Here is a 24,678-nt window from a genome sequence, read left to right on the forward strand (position 1 = left end):
CCTCACGCGAGCGCCTCCGGCTCCAGGTCGCCCAGGTACGCCGCCCGCACCGCCGGGTCCCGGCGCACCTCCTCGGGCGTGCCCGCGCGGATCCGGCGTCCGAAGTCCAGCACCACGATCTCGTCGCAGACGCTCATGACCATGTCGACGTCGTGCTCGACGAGCAGGACCCCCATGCCCCAGTCCTCTGCCAGCCGCCGTACCAGATGGGCGAGTTCCCGCGTCTCGTCGTCGGACAGCCCGGCGGCCGGCTCGTCGAGGAGCAGCACGGAGGGGGAGGCCGCCACCGCGCGGGCGATGGCCAACAGCCGCCGCTCCCCGTACGACAGCTCCGCCACGGGCCGGTCGAGGCTGTCCTGGAGTCCGAACTCCCTTACCGCGACGAGCACATGACCGGGGAGCGGACGGCTGCCGGGGCGGATCAGGTCCGTGAGGTACGCCCACGGGCCGGGCCGCTCGCAGGCCGCGGCGAGGTTGTCCCGGACGGTCATGTCCTCGAACAGCTCCAGCGACTGGAAGGATCGGCTCAGTCCGGCCGAGGCCCGCCGGTGCACCGGCAGCCGGGTCACGTCCCGTTCGGCGAGGCGCACGCTGCCGGACACGGCCCGGGTGAAGCCCGTGACGGCGTCGATGGCGGAGGTCTTGCCGGCACCGTTGGGACCGATGAGCCCGACGATCCGGCCTGGCTCGACGTCCAGCGAGAGCCCGTCGACGGCGACGACACCGCCGTAGCGCACGGTCAGGTCCCGGACGTGGAGGGCCAGCGGCGCGGCGCGGGAGACCTCCGCCACGGCCGCCGGCTCGCCCTCGCCCGCCTGTGCCGTGTCCCGGCGAGGCAGGCGGTTGCGGACGCGTGCCGCGGGTCGGCCGGCGTCCTTGCCGATGCCGTCCTGGTTGCCCACCAGCGTGAGCACCAGGACGACCCCGCCGATCAGCGGCATCCACGCGCTCAGCCCGGGCAGCACCCAGTCCCCGATGCGCGCGCCGACCGTGCCGACGGCGAACATCGCCCCGAACAACGGCCCCACGAGGAAGCCGACACCGCCGATGACGGCGAGCCCGAGCGCGGTGATGGAGTCGAAGCTCGCGAAGTCGGAGAAGACCACCGAGGTGGAGCGGAAGCCGATGAGCACACCGGCGAGGGCGGCGATGGCCGCGGACAGACCGAAGGCGTAGAGCTTGGCCGCGCGGACGTCGATGCCGAGCGCGGCGGCGGCCCGCTCGTTGGCCCGTACGGCGACGAGCCGGCGGCCGGTCCTGCCGCGGCGGACGTTGGCGACCACGAGCGTGGCGGCGAGGAACAGCACCAGTACCACGGCGGCGTAGCGCTGCGGGTGGTCGACTCCGGAGATGCTGATCCCGAAGAGGGTCTGGTGGCCCACCGCGATGCCGTCGCTGCCGGGGGTGGTCGACAGGCCGGTGTTCTGGAAGACCATCGCCTCCAGGGTGGTGCCGAGGCCGAGCGTGATGATCGCCAGGTTGACGCCACGGGTGCGGACCGCCGGGAGGGCGAACAGCAGGCCGATCGGCACGGTGCCCAACACGCCTGCCACCAGGGCCAGTTCGAAGGGCCAGCCCCAGTCCGCCGCCGCGTGCCCGGCGATGAAGGCGCCGGTGCCGGCGAGGGCGTAGGCCGCGAGCGAGACCTGTCCCGCGTACCCGGTGACCACGACGATCGACAGGATGATCAGCGACAGCACCAGGGTGCTGGTGATCGCGTCGGCCCACAGCGGGGTGGACGCGCCGACCAGGACCAGCCCGGCCACGGCGGCGAACGCGAGCGGCAGGGGGCGCACCCGTCCGCTGCCCAGCGCCGGCAGCCGGTCCAGGAAGGTGCCGCGCAGCGGCAGCGCCCGGCCGCGGGCCACCAGCACCAGGGCGATGAACAGGAACGGCACCGACGAGGCGAGTCCCGTCACTCCGGAGCCGAACCGGGTGAGCTCGGACTGCACGAGGCCGATGACCAGACCGCCCGCCAGCGTGACGGGGAACGAGGAGAACCTGCCGACCAGCGCGGCGGCCAGCGCGCTCAGCAGCAGGGTGGTCAGCCCGGAGACCGACAGCCCGATGACCGGCACGATCAGGATGCCGGTGAGTCCCGCGAGCGCCGAGCCGAGGGCCCAGTTGCCGGTGGCGATCACGTCGGGGGACCAGCCGAGCGAGGCGGCGGCGTGCTCGTTCTCGGCGACGGCGGTGGTGCCCAGGCCGAACAGGGTGCGCCGGTAGAGGAGATGGAGCAGCGCGGTCACGGCGAGCGCGATGCCGAGCAGCCAGACGCGGTCCTCGGAGATGGTGGCCCCGGCGATCGTCAGCAGGCGGGTCGGCAGCTTGCCGGGCACCAGTTGCAGGCTGTCGCCGTAGCGTTTGACGGCCACGGCGGTGAGCACGATGAACACCGCGAGGGTGCCGACCAGCCGGGCCAGGGTGGACGCCCGGCGCAGCGGCCGCAGCACCAGCAGATGGGTGAGCACGCCCAGCAGCGCGGAGGTGAGCACCCCGCACGCGACGGCCGGCCAGTACGGCACGCCGTGGTTGACGGCGAGCTCCCACTGCACATAGGCGCCCGCCATCCCGATCGCGCCGTGCGCGAGGTTCAGTACACCGGAGCCCCGGTAGACCAGCACGATGCCGTGCGCGGTGAGTGCGTACAGAGCGCCGAGCCCCAGGCCGAGCAGGGCGAAACGCAGGATGTCGTCCATCGGGGAACCTCCCGGAGGTCAGCCAGACAGCGTATTTATTTAAATAATTGTGCCGAGAGTACTTCACTAACCCAAAAACGCACCCCATGCTGTTCGCCATCTCGATGACGAGCCCGCGGAGGGGCCATGAACGACTCACACCGACGCAGAAGTGCCGCAGCGACCTGTCTGGCCGTGACCGCAGCCCTGCTGGCGGCAGGCTGCGGGGGCAAGGCGTCCGGCAGCTCGACCCAGACCTCCCTGAAGGGCGCGCCCGTCAAGGTGATGGTCTGGAACCCGGAGGACACCCAGGGCAGCGCCCAGCCGGGGGTGCGGCTCACCGCCCAGGCCTACGAGAAGTGGATCAACGCCAACGGCGGGATCAAGGGCGGTCCGCTGAAGGTGCTGACCTGCAACGAGAAGAACGACCCCGACGAGGCCGAGAAGTGCGCCCAGCAGGCGGTGGCCGACAAGGTGGTCGCCGTCGTGGGCTCGTACAGCCTCGCGGGCGACCGCTACATGCCGATCCTGCAGAAGGCCGGCATCCCCTACCTCGGCGGAACCGGCGTCTCGGCCGCGGAGTTCTCCAACCCGCTGTCCTTCCCGGTCAACGGGGGCACCCCGGCGGTGTTCGCGGCGCACGGCCGGCAACTGGTGCAGGAGGGCTGCAAGAAGATCGCCGGCGTCCGCTACGACCTCGCGGCCGCCGCGATCGTCTCGCAGTTCCTCACCCTCGGGGCCACCTCCGCCGGAGGCGCCGTGCCCAAGGACATCAAGGTGCCCCTCACCGCCACCGACCTCGCCCCCCAGGTCGCCGCCGCCACCAAGGGCAGCGACTGCGTGAGCGTCATCCTGGGCACCGCCTCCGGCCTGTTCGTGAAGTCCTACGTCCAGTCCGGCGCGAAGACGAAGCTCGGCAGCGTCGTCGGTAACCTCACCCCGCAGCTGGCCGCGAGCACCGGCGGAAGCGGCGGCCCGCTGGAGGGGGCGGCCATCACCGGCTACTACCCGCCGACCTCCGACCCGGCCTGGAAGGACTTCCTCGCGGCCGCCAAGGGCGACAAGGGCATCGACACCAGCAACGGCGCCAACGAGACGACCTGGGTGGCGTTCAAGGTCTTCACCGAGGCGGTCAAGCAGCTGCCCACGATCTCGGCGGGGGCCCTGGTGAAGGAGCTGAACACCACCTCCGGCATCGACACCGGCGGTCTGACCCCCGCGCTGACCTGGAATGCCTCGACAGCCCTGCCGATCAAGGGCCTCGACCGCATCCACAACACGACCGCCACCGAACTGACCATACGGGGCGGGCAGATCGAATGGGCGAAGGCGGGGTCGACCTTCGTCGACGTCCGGAAGGTGCTGACGTCCACACCGGCCGGCTGACCGAAGGGGAACGTCCGTGCACGACAGCGAGCCCTTGATCCAAGCATGTGCCCTGAGCGCCGGTTACGGCAGCCAACCCGTCCTGCGCGACCTCGACCTGGAGGTCCGCCCCGGCGAGGTCGTCGCCCTGCTCGGACCCAACGGCGCGGGCAAGACCACCACGCTGCGGGCGCTGTCCGGGGAACTCGCCCCGATGGGCGGCGAGGTGCGCTGGCTGGGCGACACCGCCCGCGCACCCCTGCACCGCCGCGCCCGCCAGGGCCTGGCCTACGTCGGGGAGCGGGCGGTCTTCACCGGCCTCGACACCGCGGACAACCTCCGGGTCGGCCGGGTGACCCCCGAGCAGGCGCTGGAACTCTTCCCCGAACTGGAAAAACGCCTGAAGACCGGCGCGGGCATGCTCTCGGGCGGCGAGCAGCAGATGCTGTCGCTGGCCCGCGCGCTGAGCCGCTCGCCCAGGCTGCTGCTCGCGGACGAACTGTCCCTCGGGCTCGCCCCCCTCGTCGTCGACCGCCTGCTGCGCGCCGTGCGCCGGGCGGCCGACCGGGGCCTCGGGGCGCTGCTGGTGGAACAGCACGTGCGCAGGGTGCTGGACATCGCCGACCGCGTGTACGTCCTGCACCGCGGCCGCGTCGCCATGACCGGCACCCCGGCGGAACTCCGCGGCGACCTCGACGCGATCGAGTCGTCGTACCTGACCGCAGGGACGACCGCGGAAAAGACAACCTATGCAACCGATTGAGGTGGCTGCTGTGTCCGGCGCACGCGCGCAGATCCGATCCCTGGTCCTGTCCGGCGACACGTTCGACCAACCAGTCGAAGACATGAGGGAGTTGCAGCTCGAAGCCGCGCGGGAGGCCTTTACGGCCCACCGCGAACGCATCCCGCTCCTGCGCACCCGCGCGGAGGAGACCGGTGTCAGCCAGGTCACGGCCCTCGACGACCTCGTCCCCCTGCTCTTCTCGCACACCAGCTACAAGTCCTACCCCGTCTCCCTCATCACCGCCGGCCGATGGGACCGGCTGCTGCGCTGGTACACGACCGTCTCCACGGTCGAACCCGGGGAGGTCGACGTCGACGGCGTACGCGACATCGACGAGTGGACCGAGCGGATCACGGCCGCCGGCCACCGCCCGTACATCACCAGCGGCACCTCCGGGAAGGTCTCCTTCCTCAACTGCGCGGCGAGCGACCTGAGTTTCCTGCACGACATCCTGGAGCACCTCACCTGCTGGCCCGACCCCCTGCCGCCGAAACCCACCCGCCGCGGTTATCTGCTCGCCCCCGCGAGCGGCCCGATGCGCTCCATCGACGGCTTCCGGTGGCACGCCGAGGTCTTCGCCCGCCCCGGCGAGACGCGACTGCTGACCGAGGACCCGCTGCGGGTGTCGGACCTGATGAGCAGCGCGCTGCTGCGCCGCAGGATCGCCGAGGGCACCGCCACCCCGCAGGAGATCAGCTCCTACGAGACAGCCTCCGAGGCCCGCGAGGCGGAGATGGACGCGGCCGTGAGCGCCATCGTCGACGACATCGCCGCCCACCACGACGAACCGCTGCTCATCGCCGGCATGAACAACCAGCAGTTCGCCCTGATCCAGGCCCTGCGCGCGCGTGGCGTCACGGACGGCGGCCTGCACCCGGACACGCTGGTGCTCAGCGGCGGCGGCAACAAGGGCCGTGCCCTGCCGGAGGACTACCAGCAGCAGTTCGCCGCCTTCTACGACGGCGTACGCCGGGTGCGCAGCTACGGCATGACGGAACTCCAGGGCTCCTGCCCCGCCTGCGAGAAGGGCCACTACCATGTGCCGCCGTGGGTGATCCCGCTGGTCCTCGACCAGCAGGGCGAAACCCTGCTCAACCCCGAACGCGGCGTGGTGGAGGGCCGGTTCGCCTTCCTGGACGTCTCCCTGGAGGGCCGCTGGGGCGGACTGATCAGCGGCGACCGGGTCTTCGTCGACTTCTCGCCCTGCGACTGCGGCCGGCCGGGCCCTGCCGTCCTGCCGGACATCCAGCGCTACGGCGACCTCGGCGGCGACGACAAGATCACCTGCGCGGCGACACTCGACTCCTATGTGCGAGGGATGATCCACGGATGACCGGCACGACCCTCGGCAGCACCGCGGCCGCCCCGGTGGCCGTGGTCCACGTCATCCGCGGCGAGGTCGACGAAGGCCCGCACGTCACCCACGGCCGCCCCGGAGCCGCCTTCACCGCACCCGCCCTCGACCTGGACCGCCTCGTATGGCCCCGCACCGAGCCCGGGCCCGCCTTCCAGACACCCACCGCCGAGATCGTCGACCTGCTGGTGGCGACCGGCGACGCCCTCAAGGCGGACCGGGACGGGCTGCTCGCCGAAGCCCTGGAGCGGATGACAGCCATCAGCCCGCTCCCCGCCGAGGTCCTCGAACGCGCCTACGCCGTGCTGTGGCGCAGCTTCCGCCGGCCCGCCCTGTACGCCCAGATCGACCATGAACTCGGCGGCGCCGACGTCCTCGACGGCTGGCGCGAGGTGCGCCTGCCCGAGGGCCGGGTCGCGGCCACCCGCGCCTACCCGCCACGCCTGGTGCACATCATCGCGGGCAACGCGCCCGGCGTCGCCGCGATGTCCGTGGTGCGCGGCGCCCTCACCAAGGGCGTCAACCTGCTGAAGCTGCCCTCGAACGACCTGTTCACGGCGACCGCGATCCTGCGCACGATGGCCTCCGTCGCCCCCGGCCATCCCGTGGTGCGCTCGTTCTCCGCCGCCTACTGGCGCGGTGGCGACGAGGCGGTGGAGAGCGTGCTGTTCCGCCCCCAGTTCTTCGACAAACTCGTGGCCTGGGGCGGCGAGGGCACGATCCGCGGGGCGCTGCGCTACGTCGGCCCGGGCTTCGAGCTGGTCTCCTTCGACCCGAAGACCTCCATCTCGCTGATCGGCCGCGAGGCCTTCGCGTCCCCCGAGAACCTGGCCGAGGCCGCGGAGGCGGGAGCCGCCGACGCCACCTTCTTCAACCAGCAGGCGTGCGTGGCCAGCCGCTTCCAGTTCGTCGAGGGATCACCCGAGGACGCCGACCGCTATGCCGCCCTGCTGTGCGAACGCCTCGGCGTGGCAAGGGAGTTCAGCTCCGAGCGCGGCCCGCGGGTCGCCTCGGAACTGCGTGAGGAGATCGACGTACTGCGCTCCCTCGCGCCCGACTACCGGGTGTGGGGCGGTTACGACGGCACGGGTCTGGTCATCCGCTCCCCGGAACCCGTTGACTTCCACCCGGACGGAAAGATCGTCAACGTCGTCCCGGTCGCCGCGCTGACCGACGCCGTCACGCACGCGGGGGTCGCCACGCAGACGGTCGGCGTGTACCCCGACGCCCGCAAGGCGGGCCTGCGCGACGCTCTGGCCTGCGCCGGCGTCCAGCGCGTGGTGTCCCTCGGCGGGGCGGGCGGCATGCCACCGGGCCTCTCCCACGACGGCTTCTACCCGCTGCAGCGGCTCATGCGCTGGGTGAACGACGAGTGACGACCCCGGCGGAAGCCCGCGAGGGCAACTGCACGGCGACCCGGAGCCCGCCCGTGGAACGCGGGGCGAGGGTGAGGGTCCCGTCGTGGGCCTCGGCGATGGTCCTGACGATGGCCAGGCCGAGGCCCACGCCGGAGTGATCGGTGTGAACGCGCTCGGTGCCGCGCTGGAACGGCTCGGTGAGGGTCGCGGCCAACTCCGCGGTGAGCGTGTCGCCCGTGTTCTCGACCGTGAGGACCACGGCCGCGGGGCGGACATCGGTGGTGACCCACACCGTGCCCTTCTCCGGCAGGTTGTGCACGATCGCGTTGTGCACGAGATTCGTGGCCAGTTGCAGCAGCAGCGCCTGCGAGCCGGTCGTGGGGGCGATCTCACCGCGGGTCTCGATCGTGACGCCGTGTTTCTCCGCGAGAGGGAGGAGGGTTTCGGTCGCCTCCTCCGCCATGAGGGACAGATCGACCTCCTCCCGGCTGAAGGACCGCTGCTCGGCACGGCTGAGCAGCAGCAGTGCCTCGGTCAGGCCGATCGCCCGGGTGTTGACGGCGTGGAGACGGTCGATGATCTCTTCGGTGTCGTGGTCCGGATCGGTGCGGGCCACGTCGAGCAGGGTCTTGGAGATCGCCAGCGGGGTGCGCAGCTCGTGCGAGGCGTTGGATGCGAATCTGCGCTGCTCGGCCACGTGCGCCTCGAGCCGCGCGAGCATCGTGTCGAAGGCGTCGGCCAGTTCACGGAACTCGTCCGTCGGGCCCGGCAGCCGGATCCGGTGCGAGAGCGACCCGTTCGCGGCCGTACGGGTCGCGTCGGTGATCCGCGTCAGGGGGGCGAGCATCCGGCCGGCGAGAAACCACCCGCCCCCGAGACCGAACACCAGCAGGAACACCAGCACGACGGCCGCGATCGGAGCGAAAGCGCGCAGCACGGCACCCTGGTAGCCGGGATCCATGATCAGCCCGATGTGGGGCACCCGGGTCAGGAACACCCACCCGGCCATGAGCAGCAGAACGCCGGCCACCATGACGAACCCGGCGTAGCTGAGCGTGAGTTTGAGGCGGACGCTCATCCCCGGCGCCCTATCCACGGCCCGCCCTCTCGTGTCCGGCCTCCGCCTGCGTGTCGATGCGGTAGCCGACGCCCGGCACGGTGGCGATGACCCAGGGCTCGCCGAGTCGCTTGCGCAGCGCCGAGACGGTGATCCGCACGGCGTTGGTGAACGGGTCGGCGTTCGCGTCCCACGCCCGCTCCAGTAGTTCCTCCGCACTGACGATCCCGCCCTCGGCGGCGACGAGGACCTCGAGCACCGCGAACTGCTTCCTGGTCAGCGCCACATAGCGGCCGTCCCGGTAGACCTCCCTGCGGAACGGGTCCAGCCGCACACCCGCGATCTCCCGCACCGGGGGCCTGTTGTGCGCGCGCCTGCGGTCGAGTGCTCTGAGCCGGAGTGCGAGTTCCTGGAGTTCGAAGGGCTTCGTGAGGTAGTCGTCGGCGCCGAGCTCAAAACCGGAGGCCTTGTCGTCGAGACGGTCGGCCGCGGTCAGCATGAGGATCGGCATGCCGCTGCCGGAGGCCACGATGCGTTTCGCGATCTCGTCACCGGAGGGGCCGGGGATGTCCCGGTCGAGCACGGCGATGTCGTAGGAGTTGACGCCCAGCATGTCCAGCGCGGTGGCGCCGTCCCCCGCGATGTCGGCCGCGATCGCCGCCAGGCGCAGACCATCGCGGATGGCCTCCGCCAGATAGGGCTCGTCCTCCACGATCAGCACACGCATGCTCTCGATGCTAGGAGCCGGCGCATATCGCCGGCATATCGAAAACCGCATACGGGCCGGCAACACCGCGCCGCCTTGACTGACGGCATGACGCAAACCCCACGATCGACGAACCCACGCTCCACAACCCCGCGCTCGACCCGCACGCCGCCCCGCCGCGTGCACCGGCTCCTCGCCGTCGCCCTCGCGGTCGTCGCCATATCAGCGGTCATCGCGGCGCTCTGCTACCAGTTACCGAGGTCCTCCTCCTCGTTCTCCTCGCACGCCTCGCTCTCGGCTCCTCGTCGCGGTGGGCACGGCGGCGCGCTGGGCGAGGCGGACGGTGTCGTCCCTGACGGTGTGACGGTCTTCGACGACACGGTTCCCGCGGTGGCCAAGCTCGATCCGGACCTGCTCAAGGCCCTCCGCCGGGCCGCCGCGGACGCCGGGGGCGACGGGCTCGAGTTCCGTGTCAACAGCGGCTGGCGTTCGGTGGCCTACCAGAACCGGCTGCTCGGCGAGGCGGTCGCCAAGTACGGCTCCGAGGCCGAGGCCGCCCGCTGGGTCGCCACCGCGGCCACCTCCCCCCACGTCTCCGGCGACGCTGTCGACATCGGGCCCTCCGACGCGACGGCATGGCTGTCCGAGCACGGCGCCGCGTACGGGCTGTGCCGGATCTACCGCAACGAACCCTGGCACTACGAACTGCGGCCCGAGGCCGTCGACCACGGGTGCCCGCACATGTACGCCGACCCCACCCAGGACCCCAGGATGCAGAAGTGACCGACAGCGAGCGAGGACCGACGATGACGCAGGTCGACACGGCCGGGACCGGACGGACCGGCCCCGGCCACCGGGACACCGGCCCCGGTCCCCGGCGCGCGGGCGTCCGCCGGGTGATCCGCGGCTGCTCCCGGCCGGAGCCCTGGAAGCGCGGCCCGGTGCTCGCGGCGCTGGCGCTGCTGCTCGGTCTGCTCATGCTGCTGCACGGGAGGATCCCGAACCGGATCGGCCATCTCGGCAGCCTGGTGGAGACGTTCCTGCCGTGGTTCGGCCTGTTCGTCCCGGTGCTCCTCGCCGGCGCCCTCCGGCGTCGCTCCCTCTCGGCGGTGACCGCGCTGCTGCTTCCCGTCACGGTGTGGCTGAGCCTCTTCGGCGGACTGCTCACCGACAAGTCCCACCCGGGCGGCGACCTCACCGTGGTCAGCCACAACGTCGCCGCCGACAACCGCGACCCGGCCGCCACCGCCCGCGACCTGGCCGCCTCCGGCGCGGACGTGCTGGCCCTGGAGGAGATCACCGAACAGGACCGGGGCGCGTACGAGAAGGAGCTGGCGAAGGCCTACCGGTACCACACGGTGCTGGGCACGGTCGGACTGTGGAGCAGGCTGCCCCTGTCGGACACCCGGCCGGTCGACATCGCGACCGATTACGGGCCGCTGGCGGCCACCAAGCCGGCCGCCGAGAAACTGACCTACAACCGGGCACTGCGCACCACGGTCACGACGGGGCAGGGGCCGCTGGCGGTGTACGTGGCCCACCTGGGGTCCGTGCGCGTGAACCCCAGGGTCGGCTTCTGGACGGACTCGCGGGACAGAGGCGCGCAGGCGCTGGCCAAGGCCGTCGCCGCCGAGCCCATCCGGCGGGTGGTGCTGCTCGGCGACCTCAACGGCACCATGGACGACCGCGCCTTCGCGGGCCTCACCTCTCAGCTGCGTTCGGCGCAGGACGAGGCCGGAGCCGGCTTCGGCTTCAGCTGGCCGGCGAGGTTCCCGGTGGAGCGCATCGACCAGATCCTGGTCAGGGGGGTGCGGCCGGACAGCGCCTGGGTCCTCCCGGCCACCGGCAGCGACCACCTGCCGGTGGCGGCCCGGGTGAGCTGGTGACCGCGCGGCCGGGCGGCGCCGGGGGGCGCCCCGGCCGGGTAGGTCACCCTTTCCACGCACTCAGCTCCGCTTCTCGAGAGGGGGCCAGAGTACGCCGAGGTCCCCGCCGGGACGGGGACCTCGGAGCGGATCAGTCGACGTTGACCGGACCGTCGTCGGACTTGCGCTCGTTCTTCGCGCGCAGCTCCAGCACGCCGTTGCCGGCCGGGCGACTCTCGCCGTCCTGTCCGCCGCTGAGGTTCTGCCGGACGGAGTCCAGGATCGTCAGCCCCTGCGAGACCAGACCGGCGGCGATCTCACCGAGGCCGTCCGCGCCGTTGAGGACGTTGACGTTGGCGCCGGCCAGACCGCCCGCCGCCTCCTTCACGATCTGCGGCAGCTGGTCGATCAGCATCCGGTCCAGCGCCACCCTGTCGTACGACGCGGCCGCCTCGGCCTGGATCTTCATGCGCTGCGCGTCCGCCTGGGCGAGCAGCCGGATCCGCTCGGCCTCCGCCTCGGCCGGCTTCACGATCTCCGCCACCAGCTGCTGCTGGCGCAACTTGGCCTGCCGCTGCGCCAGTTCGGTCTGCGCGGCGAGCACCTCCTGCTGGGCGTGCGCCTGCGCCAGCGGTCCTGCCTGCGCGGCCTGTGCCTGCGCGCGGTCCACCTCGGCCGAGTACGCGGCCTGGACCACCGCGGTCTGCCGGGCGTACTCGGCCTGCTTGCGCGCCGCCTCCTGCTGCGCCTCGGCCGCCGTCTGGGTGGCCTGCGCCTGGGCGATCTGGGCCTGCCGCTGGATGGCCGCCCGGTGCGGCGCGGACATGGCGTCGATGTAGCCGGCGTCGCCGTCGTCGATCGACTGGATCTGCAGCGAGTCCACGATCAGACCGATCTTCGCCATCTCGGTCTTGGAGGTGTCCAGCACCTCCGCGGCGAGCTTCTGCCGCTCGGTGACGATCTCCTCGACCGTCATCGAGCCGATGATGGCCCGCAGATGACCGGCGAAGATGCGGCCGGTCAGCACCGACATCTGTTCCTGGTCCGAGAGGAAACGCTGCCCGGCGTTGATGATGCTCTCGGTGTCGTTGCCGACCTTGAACGCGATGACGGCGCGTACGTTCAACGCGATGCCCTGCCGGGTCACACAGGTCTCCGTGACCTCGGACTCGCACATCGCCAGTGTGAGGAAACGGGTCTTTCGGAAGAACGGCAGCACGAACTTCCCGTGCCCCGTCACCACCCGGAACGGCGCGCCCCCCAGTCCCCGCCTGCCACCCGAGATCAGCATCGCCTCGTCGGGAGCGGGAACGCGGTAACCGAACATTCTGTTACTCCTCAGTCCGCGTCGGCACGGTCGCCGATCGCTCCGAGTGGATCCCTCCACTCGATGACGCCGACCTCACGACACCCACGTGACTCGATCACGAGCACCGTCGCCCCCGTCGGCAAGGGTTCGTCGGACCAGGCTATGAAGGTCTCCGAGCCGCCCCGGACCGGCACCAGGACCTCACCGGGGCCCGCGGTTCCCCGGGTTCCGATGAGCACCTTCCCGATGCAGCCGATCACGGCCTCGTCCTGCGGCATCACCGGCCGACCTCCCATGCTGTGGCCCACGATTCCGACGATAGACCCACCGGTAACCGCTGCCTAACACCAGGACGGATCTCGTAACCAGCGCCATCGGTGTGACGTTGTCCACGGGACCGATTGGAAGATGACGAACAGGCAACGCTCCCTTTCATGCCCCGTACGCACATCCCCGGAAGGGCGACCCGATGACGACGGCGACCAGGGCGCCCGGGACGCCGCCCGCCACCGCCACCGAGACCACCGCCACCGAGACCACCGGCTCCAAGACCACCGGCACACCGAAGAACAGGATTCCCCGCCCCGCCGCGGCGCCCACGCTGCCGTCGCTGACCGGACTGCGCTGGATCGCCGCGCTGCTGGTCTTCGGACTGCACGTGCACAACTTCCACTACTTCGACGGCACCGGCCAGCGCGTGATGACGTGGGCCTTCGGCGCCGGAGCCAACGGAGTGTCGTTCTTCTTCGTGCTCTCCGGCTTCGTCCTGATGTGGTCCGCGCGGCCCGGCGACCGCGCGTGGCCGTTCTTCAGACGCCGCGTCGCCCGCATCCTGCCCGTCCACCTGGTCACCGCGGCCGTCGCCCTCGTCATGGCCCTCACCCTGGCCCACCAGCACAGACCGACCCTCATGGCGGGCCTGGCCAACGCCCTCCTGGTGCACTCCTGGTGGCGCCCCTGGTGGCAGACCCTCGACCCCGTCAGCTGGTCGCTGGCCTGCGAGGCGTTCTTCTACGGCACCTTCCCCCTGCTCGCCCTGCTGCTGCGCCGGCTCGGCGCCCGGGGCTCGGCGGTACTGGCCGGGCTCGCGCTGCTGGCGGTGTTCGCGCTGGCCTGGGCGGACGCGCACCACTGGGCGGACCAGCCGCTGTACTCCTTCCCGGCCGCCCGGCTGCCCGAGTTCGTGATCGGCGCCGCCGTGGCCCGGCTGGTGCAGCTCGACCGCTGGCGCGGGCCCGGTCTGGAGGCCTCGCTGGCCCTGGCGGTCATCGGCTACTTCCTGGTGCCCCAGGTCACCTCCGGCTACCCCGCCACGACCTGCACGGTCATCGGCTTCGCGCTGCTGATCCCGGCCGCGGCCGTCGCGGACCTGCGCGGTCTGCCCTCGCTGTGGCGGCGCCGGTGGCTGGTGCGGCTGGGGGAGCTGTCCTTCGCCTTCTACATGATCCACCTGCTGGTCCTGCGGGCCGCGACCAGCCTGCTCGGCACCTCGCCACGCTTCGGCGTGACCGCGGGCCTGGCCACCACGACCGTCGCGTTCACCGTGTCGCTGGGGCTGGCCTGGCTGCTGTACGAGGCGGTGGAGGTACCGGGACGACGCCTGCTGCTGAGCAAGCGGCCCGCCGTCGTTCGGCCCGCACTCGAACGGTAGGGCGCCTACGGCTGCGGCACGGGCCGGGCGGCCGGTCCCGGGTGGACGGTGACCTCGGTGGGGGCGAGGGCGGTGTGCTCCTCGGGGCACTCGACCACGACCCGCACAGGTGCGCCGCAGTCGCGGTGCCGGATCTCGATGACCGGGCCCTCCGGGTTGGCGACGTACGTCTCGCCCCACTGCCGCAGCGCGACGAGGACGGGCCACAGATCGCGGCCCTTCGGGGTGAGCCGGTACTCGTGCCGGGTCCGGCTGCCCCGCTCCTGGTAGGGCACCGTGTTGAGGATCCCGGCGCCGACCAGCTTGCGCAGCCGGTCGGAGAGGACGGCGTCCGAGAGACCGACATGGCGGCGCAGCTCGTCGAACCGGCGCACTCCGTTGAAGGCGTCCCGCAGGATCAGCAGCGTCCACTTCTCGCCGACCAGGTCGAGCGTGCGCTGGACGGTGCAGTTCTCCGTGCTCATCTCCAGCCACTTCATAGCGGCCATGGTAGGCCCCTGACTCTGTCATTGACAGTCAGCTCGACGCACGGCTAGCTTCGGGGGAAAGAGCCAGGGAGATGGTGCAGGAGCATGGAACGCACGCGGACGTACGACTGGGAGGATCCCGCGATCTCGGCGGGAGCCGTGGGGCGCGGCTCGGGGCTGGAGTTCCTCCGGGAGATCCTCGCCGGGCGCCTGCCCGCCGCGCCGATCGCCGCCACCCTGGGCATGGCCCTCGAAGAGGTGGACCACGGGCACGTGGTGTTCTCCCTGGAGCCGGGAGAGGAGCACTACAACCCCATCGGCAGCGTCCACGGCGGCGTCTACGCCACGATGCTCGACTCCGCGACCGGCTGCGCCGTGCAGTCCATCCTGCCGCAGGGCATGGCCTACACCTCGCTGGACCTGACGGTGAAGTTCCTGCGCCCGGTCACGGCCGAGACGGGCAAGGTCCGTGCCGTCGGCAGCGTCGTCAGCAGCGGCCGCCGCACCGCCCTCGCCGAGGCGAAACTCCTCGACCCGACCGACCGCCTCCTCGCCCACGCGACGAGCAGCTGCCTGCTCTTTCCCGTGCCGGCCGCCTGAAGCCCGACGGTTCCTTCCTCGGCCACGGCCAGTGTCGTCGCAACAGTTCTCGAGGCCGAGGCACTGGCCGTTCCGGCGCGAGGGCGGGTGCTGGGCGGTGCCGACCGTGGTTTTGGCGGCCGGACGCCCCAGGCGGCCGTGTGCGCTCCGGCCGACCGCCTCCTCGCCCACGCGACCAGCAGCCGCATGCCCTTCCCGCTGAGACGCAGCCCGCCTCACCCGGCTGACGACAGTGCGCGGCACCGGATGGCCACACCCGGCCGGCGTCCAGCAGTACACCGCCCTCTCCTGGCCGGCGAGACGTGTTCCGCGTACCGGCCGCCAGAGACACAGCCTCTCCACTGACCCCTCCACCAGGCCGGCGACGCTCCCCGGCACCGATCGGCAGGAGGAAGTCCCCCCTCCGCCACTCAGGCATTGCGGTGCCGCCCGGGACCGCCGAGGCTGGGTGCGTTGCCCGGCTACGAGGAGGCGGTCAAGGTGGCGGACAGCGGTGTGACGGGCGCCGAGCGGCAGCGGCTCGCGGACGCCGACGCGTCCCGGGCCGACTGGCGCCGCTGGGGGCCCTACCTCAGCGAACGCCAGTGGGGGACCGTACGGGAGGACTACAGCCCCGGCGGCGACGCCTGGTCGTACTTCACCCACGACCAGGCCCGCTCCCGCGCCTACCGCTGGGGCGAGGACGGCATCGCCGGTGTCAGCGACGACAAGCAGCGGCTCTGTTTCGCGCCGGCCCTGTGGAACGGCCGCGATCCGATCCTGAAGGAGCGGATGTTCGGCCTGACCAACCAGGAGGGCAACCACGGCGAGGACGTCAAGGAGTACTACTTCCACCTCGACTCCACGCCCACCCACTCCTACATGAAGTACCTCTACAAGTACCCGCAGGGCGAGTTCCCCTACGCCGACCTCGTGGACACCAACCGGGACCGCACCCGCCACGACTTCGAGTACGAACTGCTCGACACCGGGGTCTTCGACGAGGACCGCTACTTCGACGTCTTCGTCGAGTACGCCAAGGCCGGCCCGGAGGACCTGCTGATCGAGATCAGCGTCCACAACCGCGGCCCCGACGAGGCGACCCTGCACCTGCTGCCGACCCTCTGGTTCCGGCACACCTGGTCCTGGGCCGGCGGAACCGCCGTACCCAGCCTGACGAAGACCCCCGACGCCATCCGCGCCGACCACGAGGAACTGGGCCCGCGCTGGCTCTACCACGACGCCGACGCCACCGCCCTGTTCACCGAGAACGAGACCAACAACGAGCGCATCTTCGGCAGTCCGAGCACCACGCCCTACGTCAAGGACGGCATCGACCGCTGTGTCGTCCACGGCGACACCGCCGCCGTCAACCCGGCACAGACCGGCACCAAGGCCGCCCTGCACACCGTCCTGACCGTGCCCGCCGGTGACGGCGTGACCGTCCGGCTGCGGCTCAGCGACCGTGAACTCACCGACCCCTTCGGCGATTTCGCCGCGACGATGGACACGCGGCGGACCGAGGCCGACGCCTTCTACGACAGCGTCCTTCCCGACGGCATGGGCGAGGACGAGCGGCGGGTCGTGCGGCAGGCACTCGCCGGGATGCTGTGGAGCAAGCAGTACTACTACCTGGACGTCGAGCGCTGGCTCGCCGAGCACGGGGTGGACCCCCTGGCCGCCGACCCCCGCCTGCGCAACAGCGCCTGGTACCACATGGTCAACGACGCGGTCATCTCGATGCCGGACACCTGGGAGTACCCCTGGTTCGCGGCCTGGGACCTCGCCTTCCACACCATCGCCCTGGCCATGGTCGACATCGGCTTCGCCAAGTCCCAGCTGGAACTGCTGCTGCGCCGCCTGTACCTGCATCCCAACGGCCAGATCCCCGCGTACGAATGGAACTTCGGCGACGTCAACCCGCCCGTGCACGCCTGGGCGACCCTCTTCGTCTACGAACTGGAGAAGCACCGCACCGGGAACGCCGACCGCGCCTTCCTGGAGAACGCCTTTCAGAAGCTGACGAAGAACTTCACCTGGTGGCTCAACCGCAAGGACGCCGACGGCAACAACGTCTTCCAGGGCGGCTTCCTGGGCCTGGACAACATCGGCGTGTTCGACCGCAGCGCCCCGCTGCCCACCGGCGGCCACATCGACCAGGCCGACGGCACCGCCTGGATGGCGCTGTACTGCCAGAACCTCCTGGAGATCGCCATCGAACTCGCCGTCGACAACCCGGTCTACGTCGAGCAGGCGCAGATGCTGTTCGAGCACTTCGCCTGGATCGCCGTCGCCATGAACCGCATGGGCAAGGACAACGCCAGCCTGTGGGACGAGGAGGACGGCTTCTTCTACGACGTGCTGCGGCTGCCCGACGGCAGCGCGCAGCCGATGAAGGTGCGCTCGCTGGTCGGCCTGATCCCGCTGGCCGCGACCAGCGTGATCGGCGGCCGGGCCAACCATGTCTTCCCCGAACTGGTGGAGGGGGCGAAGGAGTTCATCAAGCGGCACCCGGCCGTCGAGGCCTTCGTCGACCAGAACGTCCACGCGGCGCCCGACGCGGACGGCCGCTACCTGTTCGCCCTGTTCGGCGAGGACCGGCTGCGCCGCATCCTGGCCCGTATGCTCGACGAGGCGGAGTTCCTCGGCCCGCACGGCATCCGGTCCCTCTCCCGCTACCACGCGGCCCACCCGTACACCTTCGACGTGCACGGCGAGACCTACGGCGTCGGCTATCTGCCCGCCGAGTCGGACTCCGGCATGTTCGGCGGCAACTCCAACTGGCGCGGCCCGGTGTGGTTCCCGATGAACCTCCTGCTGATCCGCGCCCTGCTGAACCTGCACGCCTACCACGGGCCGGACTTCACCGTGGAGTGCCCGACCGGCTCCGGGCGGCAGCTGAACCTCTACGAGGTCGCCCGTGAGATCTCCGACCGCCTCACCGCCACCTTCCTGCGCGGCGAGGACGGCCACCGGCCCGTGCACGGAGCGCAGCCCAAGTTCGCCAAGGACCCGCACTGGAAGGATCTGATCCTCTTCTACGAGTACTTCCACGGCGACAACGGCGCGGGTCTCGGCGCCTCCCACCAGACCGGCTGGACCGGGTTGGTCGCGGCCACCGCCACCGTCTTCCGCGCGATCAGCGCCGACGACTGGCGGCGCGGCGGGCGCGACTCCCTGCGGCCCCGGGACGAACGGCACATGACCGGCGAGGAGGAGCCCTTCTCATGACGGTGATCCACGAGATCAACACCCTCGTCTGGCTACGCGAGTTGAGCACCCGGTACGACCGTCCGGTCACCCTGGGCGACGTACCGGAGGAGGCCTGGGACGAGGTCGCCGTTCCGGGCGTCGACACCGTCTGGCTGATGGGCGTCTGGGAGCGCAGCCCCGCCGGACTCGCGATCGCCCTGCGCGACGAGTCCCTGCTCGCCTCCTTCCGCCAGGCCCTGCCCGACCTCACCGAGGCGGACATCGCCGGATCGCCGTACTGCGTACGGAACTACGTCGTCGACGCCTCCCTCGGCGGCCCGGAGGGCCTCGCCGAGGCGCGGGCCCGACTCGCCGCGCGCGGCCTGCGGTTGATCCTGGACTACGTCCCCAACCACGTCGCCCCCGACCACCCCTGGCTCGCCGAACGCCCCCGGTGCCTGATCCGGGGCAGCGCGGAGGACCTGGCCCGTTCGCCCGAGGCCTTCCTGGAGGCCGCCGGGCAGATCTACGCCCGCGGCCGCGACCCCTACTTCGCGCCCTGGCCGGACGTCGTCCAACTCGACGCCTTCAGCGACGACCTGCGCGCGGCGACCGTCGACACCCTCGTCGCCATCGGTGACCAGGCCGACGGCGTGCGCTGCGACATGGCGATGCTGCTGATGAACGACGTCTTCGCCAAGACCTGGGGCGAGAAGGCGGGACCGCCGCCCGCCGAGGACTTCTGGCCGTACGTCGTCCCGCGCGTCCGCGCCCGCCACCCGGACCTGCTCCTCGTCGCCGAGGCCTACTGGGGCCTCGAATGGGCCCTCCAGCAGCAGGGCTTCGACCACTGCTACGACAAGCGCCTCTACGACCGCCTCCTGCACGAGGACGCCGAGGCGGTCCGCGCCCACCTCCAGGCCGGCCTCGACTACCAGCGCGGCCTGGTCCGCTTCCTGGAGAACCACGACGAACCCCGCGCCGCCGCCACCCTCCCCGGCGACCGGGAACGCGCCGCGGCGATCACCGTCGCCACCCTGCCGGGCGCCACCCTCTGGCACGAGGGCCAGTTCGAGGGCCGCACGGTCCGCCCACCGGTGTTCCTCTCCCGCCGCCCCGAGGAGCCGGTCGACGAACAACTCCGCGCCTTCTACGGCCGGTTGCTCCCGGCGGCCGCCGCCGTGCGCGACGGCGAGTGGCGCCTGCTCCCCGTCACCGGCTGGCCCGACAACGACACCCACCGCAACCTGCTCGCCTGGGCCTGGACCGGCCCCGGCACCCGCCACCTCGTCGTCGTCAACCACTCCGACGCCCCCGCCCAGGGCCAGATCCCGCTGCCCTGGCCCGACCTGGCCGGAGCCCCGCACACGCTCACCGACCTGCTGACGGAGTTGACGTACGACCGCGACGGCGACGCGCTGCTCGCCCCGGGGCTCTTCGTCGACCTGCCCGCCTGGCACTCCCACGTCCTGAGCGCGGCCTGACGGGGGCCGTGATAGACAGCGACCATGACCTGCTCACGCACGACCGGCGGTGACCTGTGACCGCCGGCATCGACACCCCGGACCGCCGCGGCCGCACCGGCCTGGACAGAACCGGCCTCGACCTGACCGGAAACCCGCGCGTGAGGGTGCGCGAGGTGAAACTGCTCTCCAGCCACTGGTACGTGGAGCGCGCCACCACCTTCGACTTCCAGCACGCCGACGGCACCTGGAAGAGCCAGCAGCGCGAGACGCACGACCGCGGCAACGGCGCCACCATGCTCCTGTACGACACCGACCGCGAAACCGTCCTGCTCACCCGGCAGTTCCGCTTCCCCGTCTATGTCAACGGCCACCCCGACGGCATGCTGATCGAGACCCCGGGCGGACTGCTCGACGACGATGACGAGCACCCCGAACTCACCGCGCGCCGCGAGGTGGTGGAGGAGACCGGGCACACCATCGGCGAGGTCGAGCACGTCTTCGACGTCTACATGAGCCCCGGTTCGGTCACCGAGCGCGTCAGCTTCTTCGCCGCCGCCTACGGACCCGCCACCCACACCCACGAGGGCGGTGGCCTGGAGGAGGAGGGCGAGGACATCGAGATCGTCGAACTGCCCTTCCGCCGCGCCCTGGAGATGATCCGCACCGGCGAGATCAACGACGCCAAGACCATCATGCTGCTGCAGTGGGCCGCTCTCGATGGACCCTTCGCGAAGGGTTGACCTCAAGCGCACTTCAAGAGGAAGACTCCCGTTCGTAGCCGGCAAACCCGGACACGAACGGGAGGAACACCCATCCCCTGCTGAAGGGCGCCTACGTCCGCCCGGAGCGGCTGCCGCGTGGCCGAGGAGACCGGCGCGAGCGTCAACCAGGTCGTCCTCGCCTGGCAGTCGGGCTCGGACGTCCCGATCGTCCCGCTGGCCGGCGCCTCCTCGCTCGCCCAGTTGGAGGAGAACCTCACCGCCGTCGACCTGGAGCTGACGGCGGATCAGCGCTCGAGGGTGGACGCGGCGAACTGAGCTCGTGCGGCGAGGGCGTTGACGGCGTCGTTGAACCGTTCCAGGGACGTGGGGTGGTCCGGGCCCAGGACGTACTCCTTGAGCGCACGGCGGCGCGGGGCCATCGGATCGTGCCGGGGTTCGCGCACCGACCGCAGGATCTCCGGCAGCCGGGTGCACGCGCGGTCCAGGAGATGGGCACCGCCCGCGGTGGTGTAGGCGGCCCGGAACTCCTCGTCCGGCAGATCCCGGGCGTTGGTCAGCACGTACGGCTTGAGGCTCGCGACGAAGTCGGCGACCACGGAGGAGACGTCGCTGATCAGGATGTCCGCCTCGTCGAAGCAGGCGTACAGCGTGGGCAGTCGCCCGGTGACCACCTCGTGCCGGAGCGGGCCCCGGGCGGCCTGGTGGAGGCGGTGCCACTCGGTGTGCAGGGCGTGCCACTCGGCGGTGCCGTCGCGGTCGGGGAGCCGGGCCTGCCGGGTCTGCTGGGCGTGGTCGCCGGCGTCCCGCCCGGTCAGCTCGTCCAGGCGGGCGCGGATCCGCTCCAACCGCGGTTCCACGGCCGCCTGGCCGAGCGCGCGCCGCTCGTTGTCGGCGGTCAGCAGCTCCCGTACGGCCCGGTCCGCGGCCGCCGCCTCGGGTGAACGGCGGCCGGTGAGCGGGTGCGGCTTGTAGAGGACCCGTACGTCCTCGGTGAGGAGCCGCTCGACGATCCGTACGCCCATCGGGATCAGCGAGGTGTGGCAGTCGTCGTCGCTCCAGCCCTCCCAGGTGGGCGCGTACAGCACCACCGGGAGGGGACCGGGCGTGTGGTCGGCGTGCAGCCGGATCGACGACAGCTGCGGGCGCCCCACCTCGACGATCGCCTCGTCCGCTATGGCGTGCCGCACCCGCTGGTAGCGGTCGCGGCCCGCGCGTCCGGCGACCCAGATCTCGTCGTACACCTTGCTGACCCGGTTGCTGCTGGCGAGGTTGTCGCTGTCGCCGTGGCCGATGAAGACGTGCTTGGCCTCGGCGACCCGCAGCATGTGCACGTTCTTGCCGGCGTTGCCGGGATACAGCACCACGCGGACCCCGGACAGCTCCAGCTCGGCCAGGTCGTCGGCCTTGGGCACGCACACCACCGGGATCCAGGTGCGGCTGAGGTACCGGAACGAGGCGTGCTCCCGCAGGATGATCACCGGACGCCGGTCGAGGCGTTCCAGGGTCTCGATCCACATGTTCACCTGGTACATGAAGTCCTGCGAGACCGCCGCGAAGCTGAAATACAGGGCGACCTCTGGTCCGTACCCGGCCAGCTGCCGGTTCACCTCGGCGATCATCCGCTCCCGGCCCGGCGTCCGGCGGGCCCGGCGGAACTGCGCGAGCAGCGCCACGACGGCCGCCAGGGTCGAACCGGCCGTGAGCGTGTAGCCGGCGAGGGCCGTATACCAACCGCCGGTGGCCAGGGCGGCCAACAGGCCCGCGTGGGCCGGCAGGTCGAGATGGAGCAGCTTGCGCAGGAACCGCCGGTACAGGACGGCCGGCGGAGCCTTCGGGATGCCCGCCCCGCTCATGTCGAGGTTGCGCACGGCCGCCGGCAGCTCCCGCCGGCGGCGGATGGCGTGGTGCACCGCCGCATAGAACATCACCAGCGCGAAGTGGAGCGCGAACGCGGCCAGCCCGGCGATCAGCACCCGGTCCGGGGCCTCCAGCCGGTCCGCCAGGGCGAGCAGCATCAGCGTCCGGAAGGCGAAGCGCAGGGTGCGGTCGAACTGCAGCGCGGCCAGGCGGCGCACGAACGCGGGTGCCCTCACGTGCAGCGCCTCGTCGGCCGCGTAACTCACCGCCGAGGCCGCCGCGAAGCCGCCCAGGGAGGGCAGCAGCGCGAAGACCGGCAGTGCGGCGAAGCCCACGGCGAACAGGAGGACGAGCAAGAGATCGGCTCTCCTGGGTACACGCAGGACAGCACAGAGCCAACGGACCAGCACGGACAAGACGTCCCCCCAAGGACCACGCACGGCGTCATCGCCGATGTCGCCAGTTCGACGGGGACAGCCGGTCGATGGTTGTACACGTGACAGCCCCGAAAAATTCACTGAAGCTTTAGCCAAGGGTTATGAACGACCCGCGCGGATTTCCGGTCAATACGGTGGGGGCCGTGCTCGAGAGACGGGGGAATCTTGCTTATCAGGGGGACCGACCTGGTCGAACGGGGTGAGGGACAGCCCCAGGCCGTGTGGTGGTGGCGGGCTCTGCTGTTCCTGTGGCGCACACTGCGCGGCGAGTGGAACGGCATCATCGCCGATCCGGTACGGCAGCTGAGACGCCGGGGGCTGCCCGCGCTGTCGCTCGCCTTCCTCGCCGCCTTCGGCGTCATCTTCTTCCACGCGATCGCCCAGCACCCGGCCGGCGCGACCGCCGTACGGCTGCTCGGCGGGGTCTACGCCGACCTGCCGCTGTGGCTCGCGCTGCTGCGCACACCGGTGTCGCTGTACGTGCCCGCCCTCGACCTGCCGGTGTGGGCGGGCATCACCCAGCTGTTCCTGGCCTTCGCCCTGGCCGAACTCGCGCTCGGCCGCGCCAGAACGCTCCTCATCTCCTACGTCACCACCCTGGCCGGCACCCTCACGGTCCGGGCGATGCTCGCGATCGGGCCGGGCTGGCACGGCATCGGACTGCCGCCGGAGATCGGGCAGGTCCTCGACACCGGCCCGTCCGCGGCCGTGGTCGGCCTGTTCACGTACATCTCCGTCGTCCGCCGCGCCCCCATCGTGTTCACGCTGACCGGCGGCTCGATGGTCTGGGAGTCGATCGCCGTCCCCAACCTGGCGGGCCGCGAGCACCTCATCGCGGTCGCGGCCGCCATCGTCCTGGCCCTCGTCCACGAGCGCGGTCGCCGACGCACCGTCGGACCGTCCTCCCCGTCCACCCCCGCCTCCGTCCCGGCCCCATGCCCCACGGCCGGCCCCTCACTGCTGCCGTGAGGGCGCCGCGGCGCGGGGTCCGTGAGCGTGGCCGCGGACGACGGACCGTCGGGCCGTCCTTGCCGGCCACCCCCGGTTCCGTGCCGGTCCGGTGCTTTACGCGGGGTCCCTCGCTGCTGCGGTGCGGTCGTGGCCGCTGTCGTGTTGGCCTGGTCCATGAGCGTGGCCGCAGACACTGCGACGGCGGACCGTCCAGGTCGGCCGCTCCCGGTTCCCTGTCGGCGCGGTGTCCCACGGCCGATCCCTCGCTGCCGGCGTGAGGGACCGGCCGTTACGACCGCAGACGCAGCCTTCTCAGGCCGGGGTCCTCCCGTAGCGGGCGAGGACGGCGGGGCCGGCCCGTTCCACTGACAGGCACTCCAGGTGGACGGGTGAGGTGTCGGCCGGGAAGAGCCGACCGCCGGTGCCGACGAGCGTGGGGAGGGTGACGAGCCGGTACTCGTCGACCAGGTCCTCGGCCATCAGCGCGCGGGCGACGCCGAGACTGCCCATGACGACCACGTCCCGTCGCTCCCGCTTGACGGTGTCCACCAGGTCGCCCTCCAGGAGGCGGGAGTTGGACCAGGCCGAGACGTCGGTGAGGGTGCGCGAGGCGACCAGCTTCGACGCGGCGTTCATCCGCAGCGCGAAGGGGGTGTCGCGCTCCGGCCACAGCCGCGAGAACTGCTCCCATGTGGTCCGCCCCAGCAGCAGGACCCCCTCGTCCAGGCTGGTCCCCAGCTTGAACCTGTCCCCGGCGACCACCTCCGGGCCGTGTCCGAACAGCCAGCCGCCGCCCGGTGTCCCCTCGGAGCCGTCCGGGTCGGTGACGATCCCGTCCAGGGTGGTGTACGCGATGACGATGACGCTCATGTCCGATGTC

20 protein-coding genes and 1 pseudogene are annotated in these 24,678 nt (G+C 71.5%); 13 read left to right on the forward strand and 8 right to left on the reverse strand.

What is annotated here, in order from left to right; all coding sequences use genetic code 11:
* Positions 1-2: 2 nt before the first annotated feature.
* A complete protein-coding gene (locus ABZ453_RS25385; RefSeq protein WP_359017987.1) occupies positions 3-2,699 on the reverse strand; it encodes a branched-chain amino acid ABC transporter permease/ATP-binding protein in 2,697 nt (898 codons plus the stop codon).
* A gap of 126 nt (positions 2,700-2,825) precedes the next feature.
* Between ABZ453_RS25385 and ABZ453_RS25390 the strand changes: the two genes are divergently transcribed.
* The 4 genes from ABZ453_RS25390 to ABZ453_RS25405 are packed head-to-tail and all read left to right on the forward strand — an operon-like array spanning position 2,826 to position 7,557.
* A complete protein-coding gene (locus ABZ453_RS25390; protein ID WP_133048081.1) occupies positions 2,826-4,064 on the forward strand; it encodes an ABC transporter substrate-binding protein in 1,239 nt (412 codons plus the stop codon).
* A 16-nt stretch (positions 4,065-4,080) separates the two neighbouring features.
* Positions 4,081-4,806, forward strand: coding sequence for an ABC transporter ATP-binding protein (locus ABZ453_RS25395; RefSeq protein ID WP_359017990.1), 726 nt, complete (start codon positions 4,081-4,083; stop codon positions 4,804-4,806).
* A 10-nt stretch (positions 4,807-4,816) separates the two neighbouring features.
* Positions 4,817-6,160 (forward strand): hypothetical protein, encoded by a 1,344-nt coding sequence (locus tag ABZ453_RS25400; RefSeq protein WP_359017992.1) that lies wholly within the window; start codon positions 4,817-4,819, stop codon positions 6,158-6,160.
* Complete coding sequence (locus ABZ453_RS25405) at positions 6,157-7,557, forward strand: acyl-CoA reductase (RefSeq protein WP_359017994.1); 1,401 nt, start codon at positions 6,157-6,159, stop codon at positions 7,555-7,557. Before ABZ453_RS25400 ends, ABZ453_RS25405 begins: the two co-directional genes overlap by 4 nt.
* Here the strand turns inward: ABZ453_RS25405 and ABZ453_RS25410 are convergent.
* Both ABZ453_RS25410 and ABZ453_RS25415 read right to left on the reverse strand, forming a co-directional pair.
* Complete coding sequence (locus ABZ453_RS25410) at positions 7,532-8,617, reverse strand: HAMP domain-containing sensor histidine kinase (protein WP_359017996.1); 1,086 nt, start codon at positions 8,615-8,617, stop codon at positions 7,532-7,534. The two genes, ABZ453_RS25405 and ABZ453_RS25410, sit on opposite strands and share 26 nt — an antisense overlap.
* Before the next feature lie 10 nt (positions 8,618-8,627).
* Positions 8,628-9,323 carry a response regulator transcription factor gene (locus tag ABZ453_RS25415; protein WP_359017998.1) on the reverse strand — a complete coding sequence of 232 codons (696 nt, stop codon included), beginning with the start codon at positions 9,321-9,323 and terminating at the stop codon, positions 8,628-8,630.
* Between the two features lie 87 nt (positions 9,324-9,410).
* On the opposite strand from ABZ453_RS25415, the gene ABZ453_RS25420 reads away from it, so the two are divergent.
* Both ABZ453_RS25420 and ABZ453_RS25425 read left to right on the forward strand, forming a co-directional pair.
* Positions 9,411-10,085 (forward strand): M15 family metallopeptidase, encoded by a 675-nt coding sequence (locus tag ABZ453_RS25420; protein ID WP_359018000.1) that lies wholly within the window; start codon positions 9,411-9,413, stop codon positions 10,083-10,085.
* Between the two features lie 23 nt (positions 10,086-10,108).
* Entirely contained in the window at positions 10,109-11,188 is a 1,080-nt protein-coding gene (locus tag ABZ453_RS25425; RefSeq protein ID WP_359018002.1) for an endonuclease/exonuclease/phosphatase family protein, read from the forward strand.
* A gap of 130 nt (positions 11,189-11,318) precedes the next feature.
* Here ABZ453_RS25425 and ABZ453_RS25430 read toward each other — a convergent pair whose 3' ends face one another.
* Together ABZ453_RS25430 and ABZ453_RS25435 are read right to left on the reverse strand one after the other, a co-directional pair.
* Positions 11,319-12,494, reverse strand: coding sequence for an SPFH domain-containing protein (locus ABZ453_RS25430; protein ID WP_359018004.1), 1,176 nt, complete (start codon positions 12,492-12,494; stop codon positions 11,319-11,321).
* Between the two features lie 11 nt (positions 12,495-12,505).
* Positions 12,506-12,754, reverse strand: a complete 249-nt coding sequence (locus ABZ453_RS25435) for a hypothetical protein (RefSeq protein WP_208779198.1) — start codon at positions 12,752-12,754, stop codon at positions 12,506-12,508.
* 191 nt (positions 12,755-12,945) lie between these two features.
* Here ABZ453_RS25435 and ABZ453_RS25440 point away from each other — a divergent pair, with 191 nt between their 5' ends.
* Positions 12,946-14,127: an acyltransferase gene (locus ABZ453_RS25440; protein WP_359018007.1), complete on the forward strand. Its 1,182-nt coding sequence runs from the start codon at positions 12,946-12,948 to the stop codon at positions 14,125-14,127.
* 5 nt (positions 14,128-14,132) lie between these two features.
* On the opposite strand, the gene ABZ453_RS25445 is transcribed toward ABZ453_RS25440, so the two are convergent.
* Positions 14,133-14,606, reverse strand: a complete 474-nt coding sequence (locus tag ABZ453_RS25445) for a helix-turn-helix domain-containing protein (RefSeq protein ID WP_359018009.1) — start codon at positions 14,604-14,606, stop codon at positions 14,133-14,135.
* A 93-nt stretch (positions 14,607-14,699) separates the two neighbouring features.
* Here ABZ453_RS25445 and ABZ453_RS25450 point away from each other — a divergent pair, with 93 nt between their 5' ends.
* The 5 genes and pseudogenes from ABZ453_RS25450 to ABZ453_RS25470 all read left to right on the forward strand — a co-directional run.
* A complete protein-coding gene (locus ABZ453_RS25450; RefSeq protein ID WP_356766496.1) occupies positions 14,700-15,194 on the forward strand; it encodes a PaaI family thioesterase in 495 nt (164 codons plus the stop codon).
* A gap of 453 nt (positions 15,195-15,647) precedes the next feature.
* Positions 15,648-18,404 (forward strand): glucosidase, encoded by a 2,757-nt coding sequence (locus tag ABZ453_RS25455; RefSeq protein WP_359018011.1) that lies wholly within the window; start codon positions 15,648-15,650, stop codon positions 18,402-18,404.
* The gene (locus ABZ453_RS25460; RefSeq protein ID WP_359018013.1) at positions 18,401-19,849 is read left to right on the forward strand and encodes an alpha-amylase family glycosyl hydrolase; all 1,449 of its coding nucleotides are present in this window, start codon (positions 18,401-18,403) and stop codon (positions 19,847-19,849) included. Before ABZ453_RS25455 ends, ABZ453_RS25460 begins: the two co-directional genes overlap by 4 nt.
* Positions 19,850-19,905: 56 nt before the next feature.
* The gene (locus ABZ453_RS25465) at positions 19,906-20,571 is read left to right on the forward strand and encodes an NUDIX domain-containing protein (RefSeq protein ID WP_359018015.1); all 666 of its coding nucleotides are present in this window, start codon (positions 19,906-19,908) and stop codon (positions 20,569-20,571) included.
* Between the two features lie 74 nt (positions 20,572-20,645).
* A pseudogene (locus ABZ453_RS25470) lies at positions 20,646-20,868 on the forward strand (aldo/keto reductase); the annotation flags it as partial.
* On the opposite strand, the gene ABZ453_RS25475 reads toward ABZ453_RS25470, so the two are convergent.
* Positions 20,838-22,766: a hypothetical protein gene (locus ABZ453_RS25475; protein ID WP_359018017.1), complete on the reverse strand. Its 1,929-nt coding sequence runs from the start codon at positions 22,764-22,766 to the stop codon at positions 20,838-20,840. The pseudogene ABZ453_RS25470 and the gene ABZ453_RS25475 sit on opposite strands and share 31 nt — an antisense overlap.
* Positions 22,767-23,087: 321 nt before the next feature.
* Here ABZ453_RS25475 and ABZ453_RS25480 point away from each other — a divergent pair, with 321 nt between their 5' ends.
* A complete protein-coding gene (locus ABZ453_RS25480; protein ID WP_359018044.1) occupies positions 23,088-23,816 on the forward strand; it encodes a hypothetical protein in 729 nt (242 codons plus the stop codon).
* A 294-nt stretch (positions 23,817-24,110) separates the two neighbouring features.
* Here ABZ453_RS25480 and ABZ453_RS25485 read toward each other — a convergent pair whose 3' ends face one another.
* The gene (locus ABZ453_RS25485) at positions 24,111-24,668 is read right to left on the reverse strand and encodes a dihydrofolate reductase family protein (RefSeq protein WP_359018019.1); all 558 of its coding nucleotides are present in this window, start codon (positions 24,666-24,668) and stop codon (positions 24,111-24,113) included.
* Positions 24,669-24,678: the final 10 nt, after the last annotated feature.

This window comes from Streptomyces sp. NPDC005799 (assembly GCF_040630525.1).
GTDB lineage: Bacteria > Actinomycetota > Actinomycetes > Streptomycetales > Streptomycetaceae > Streptomyces > Streptomyces griseorubiginosus_B.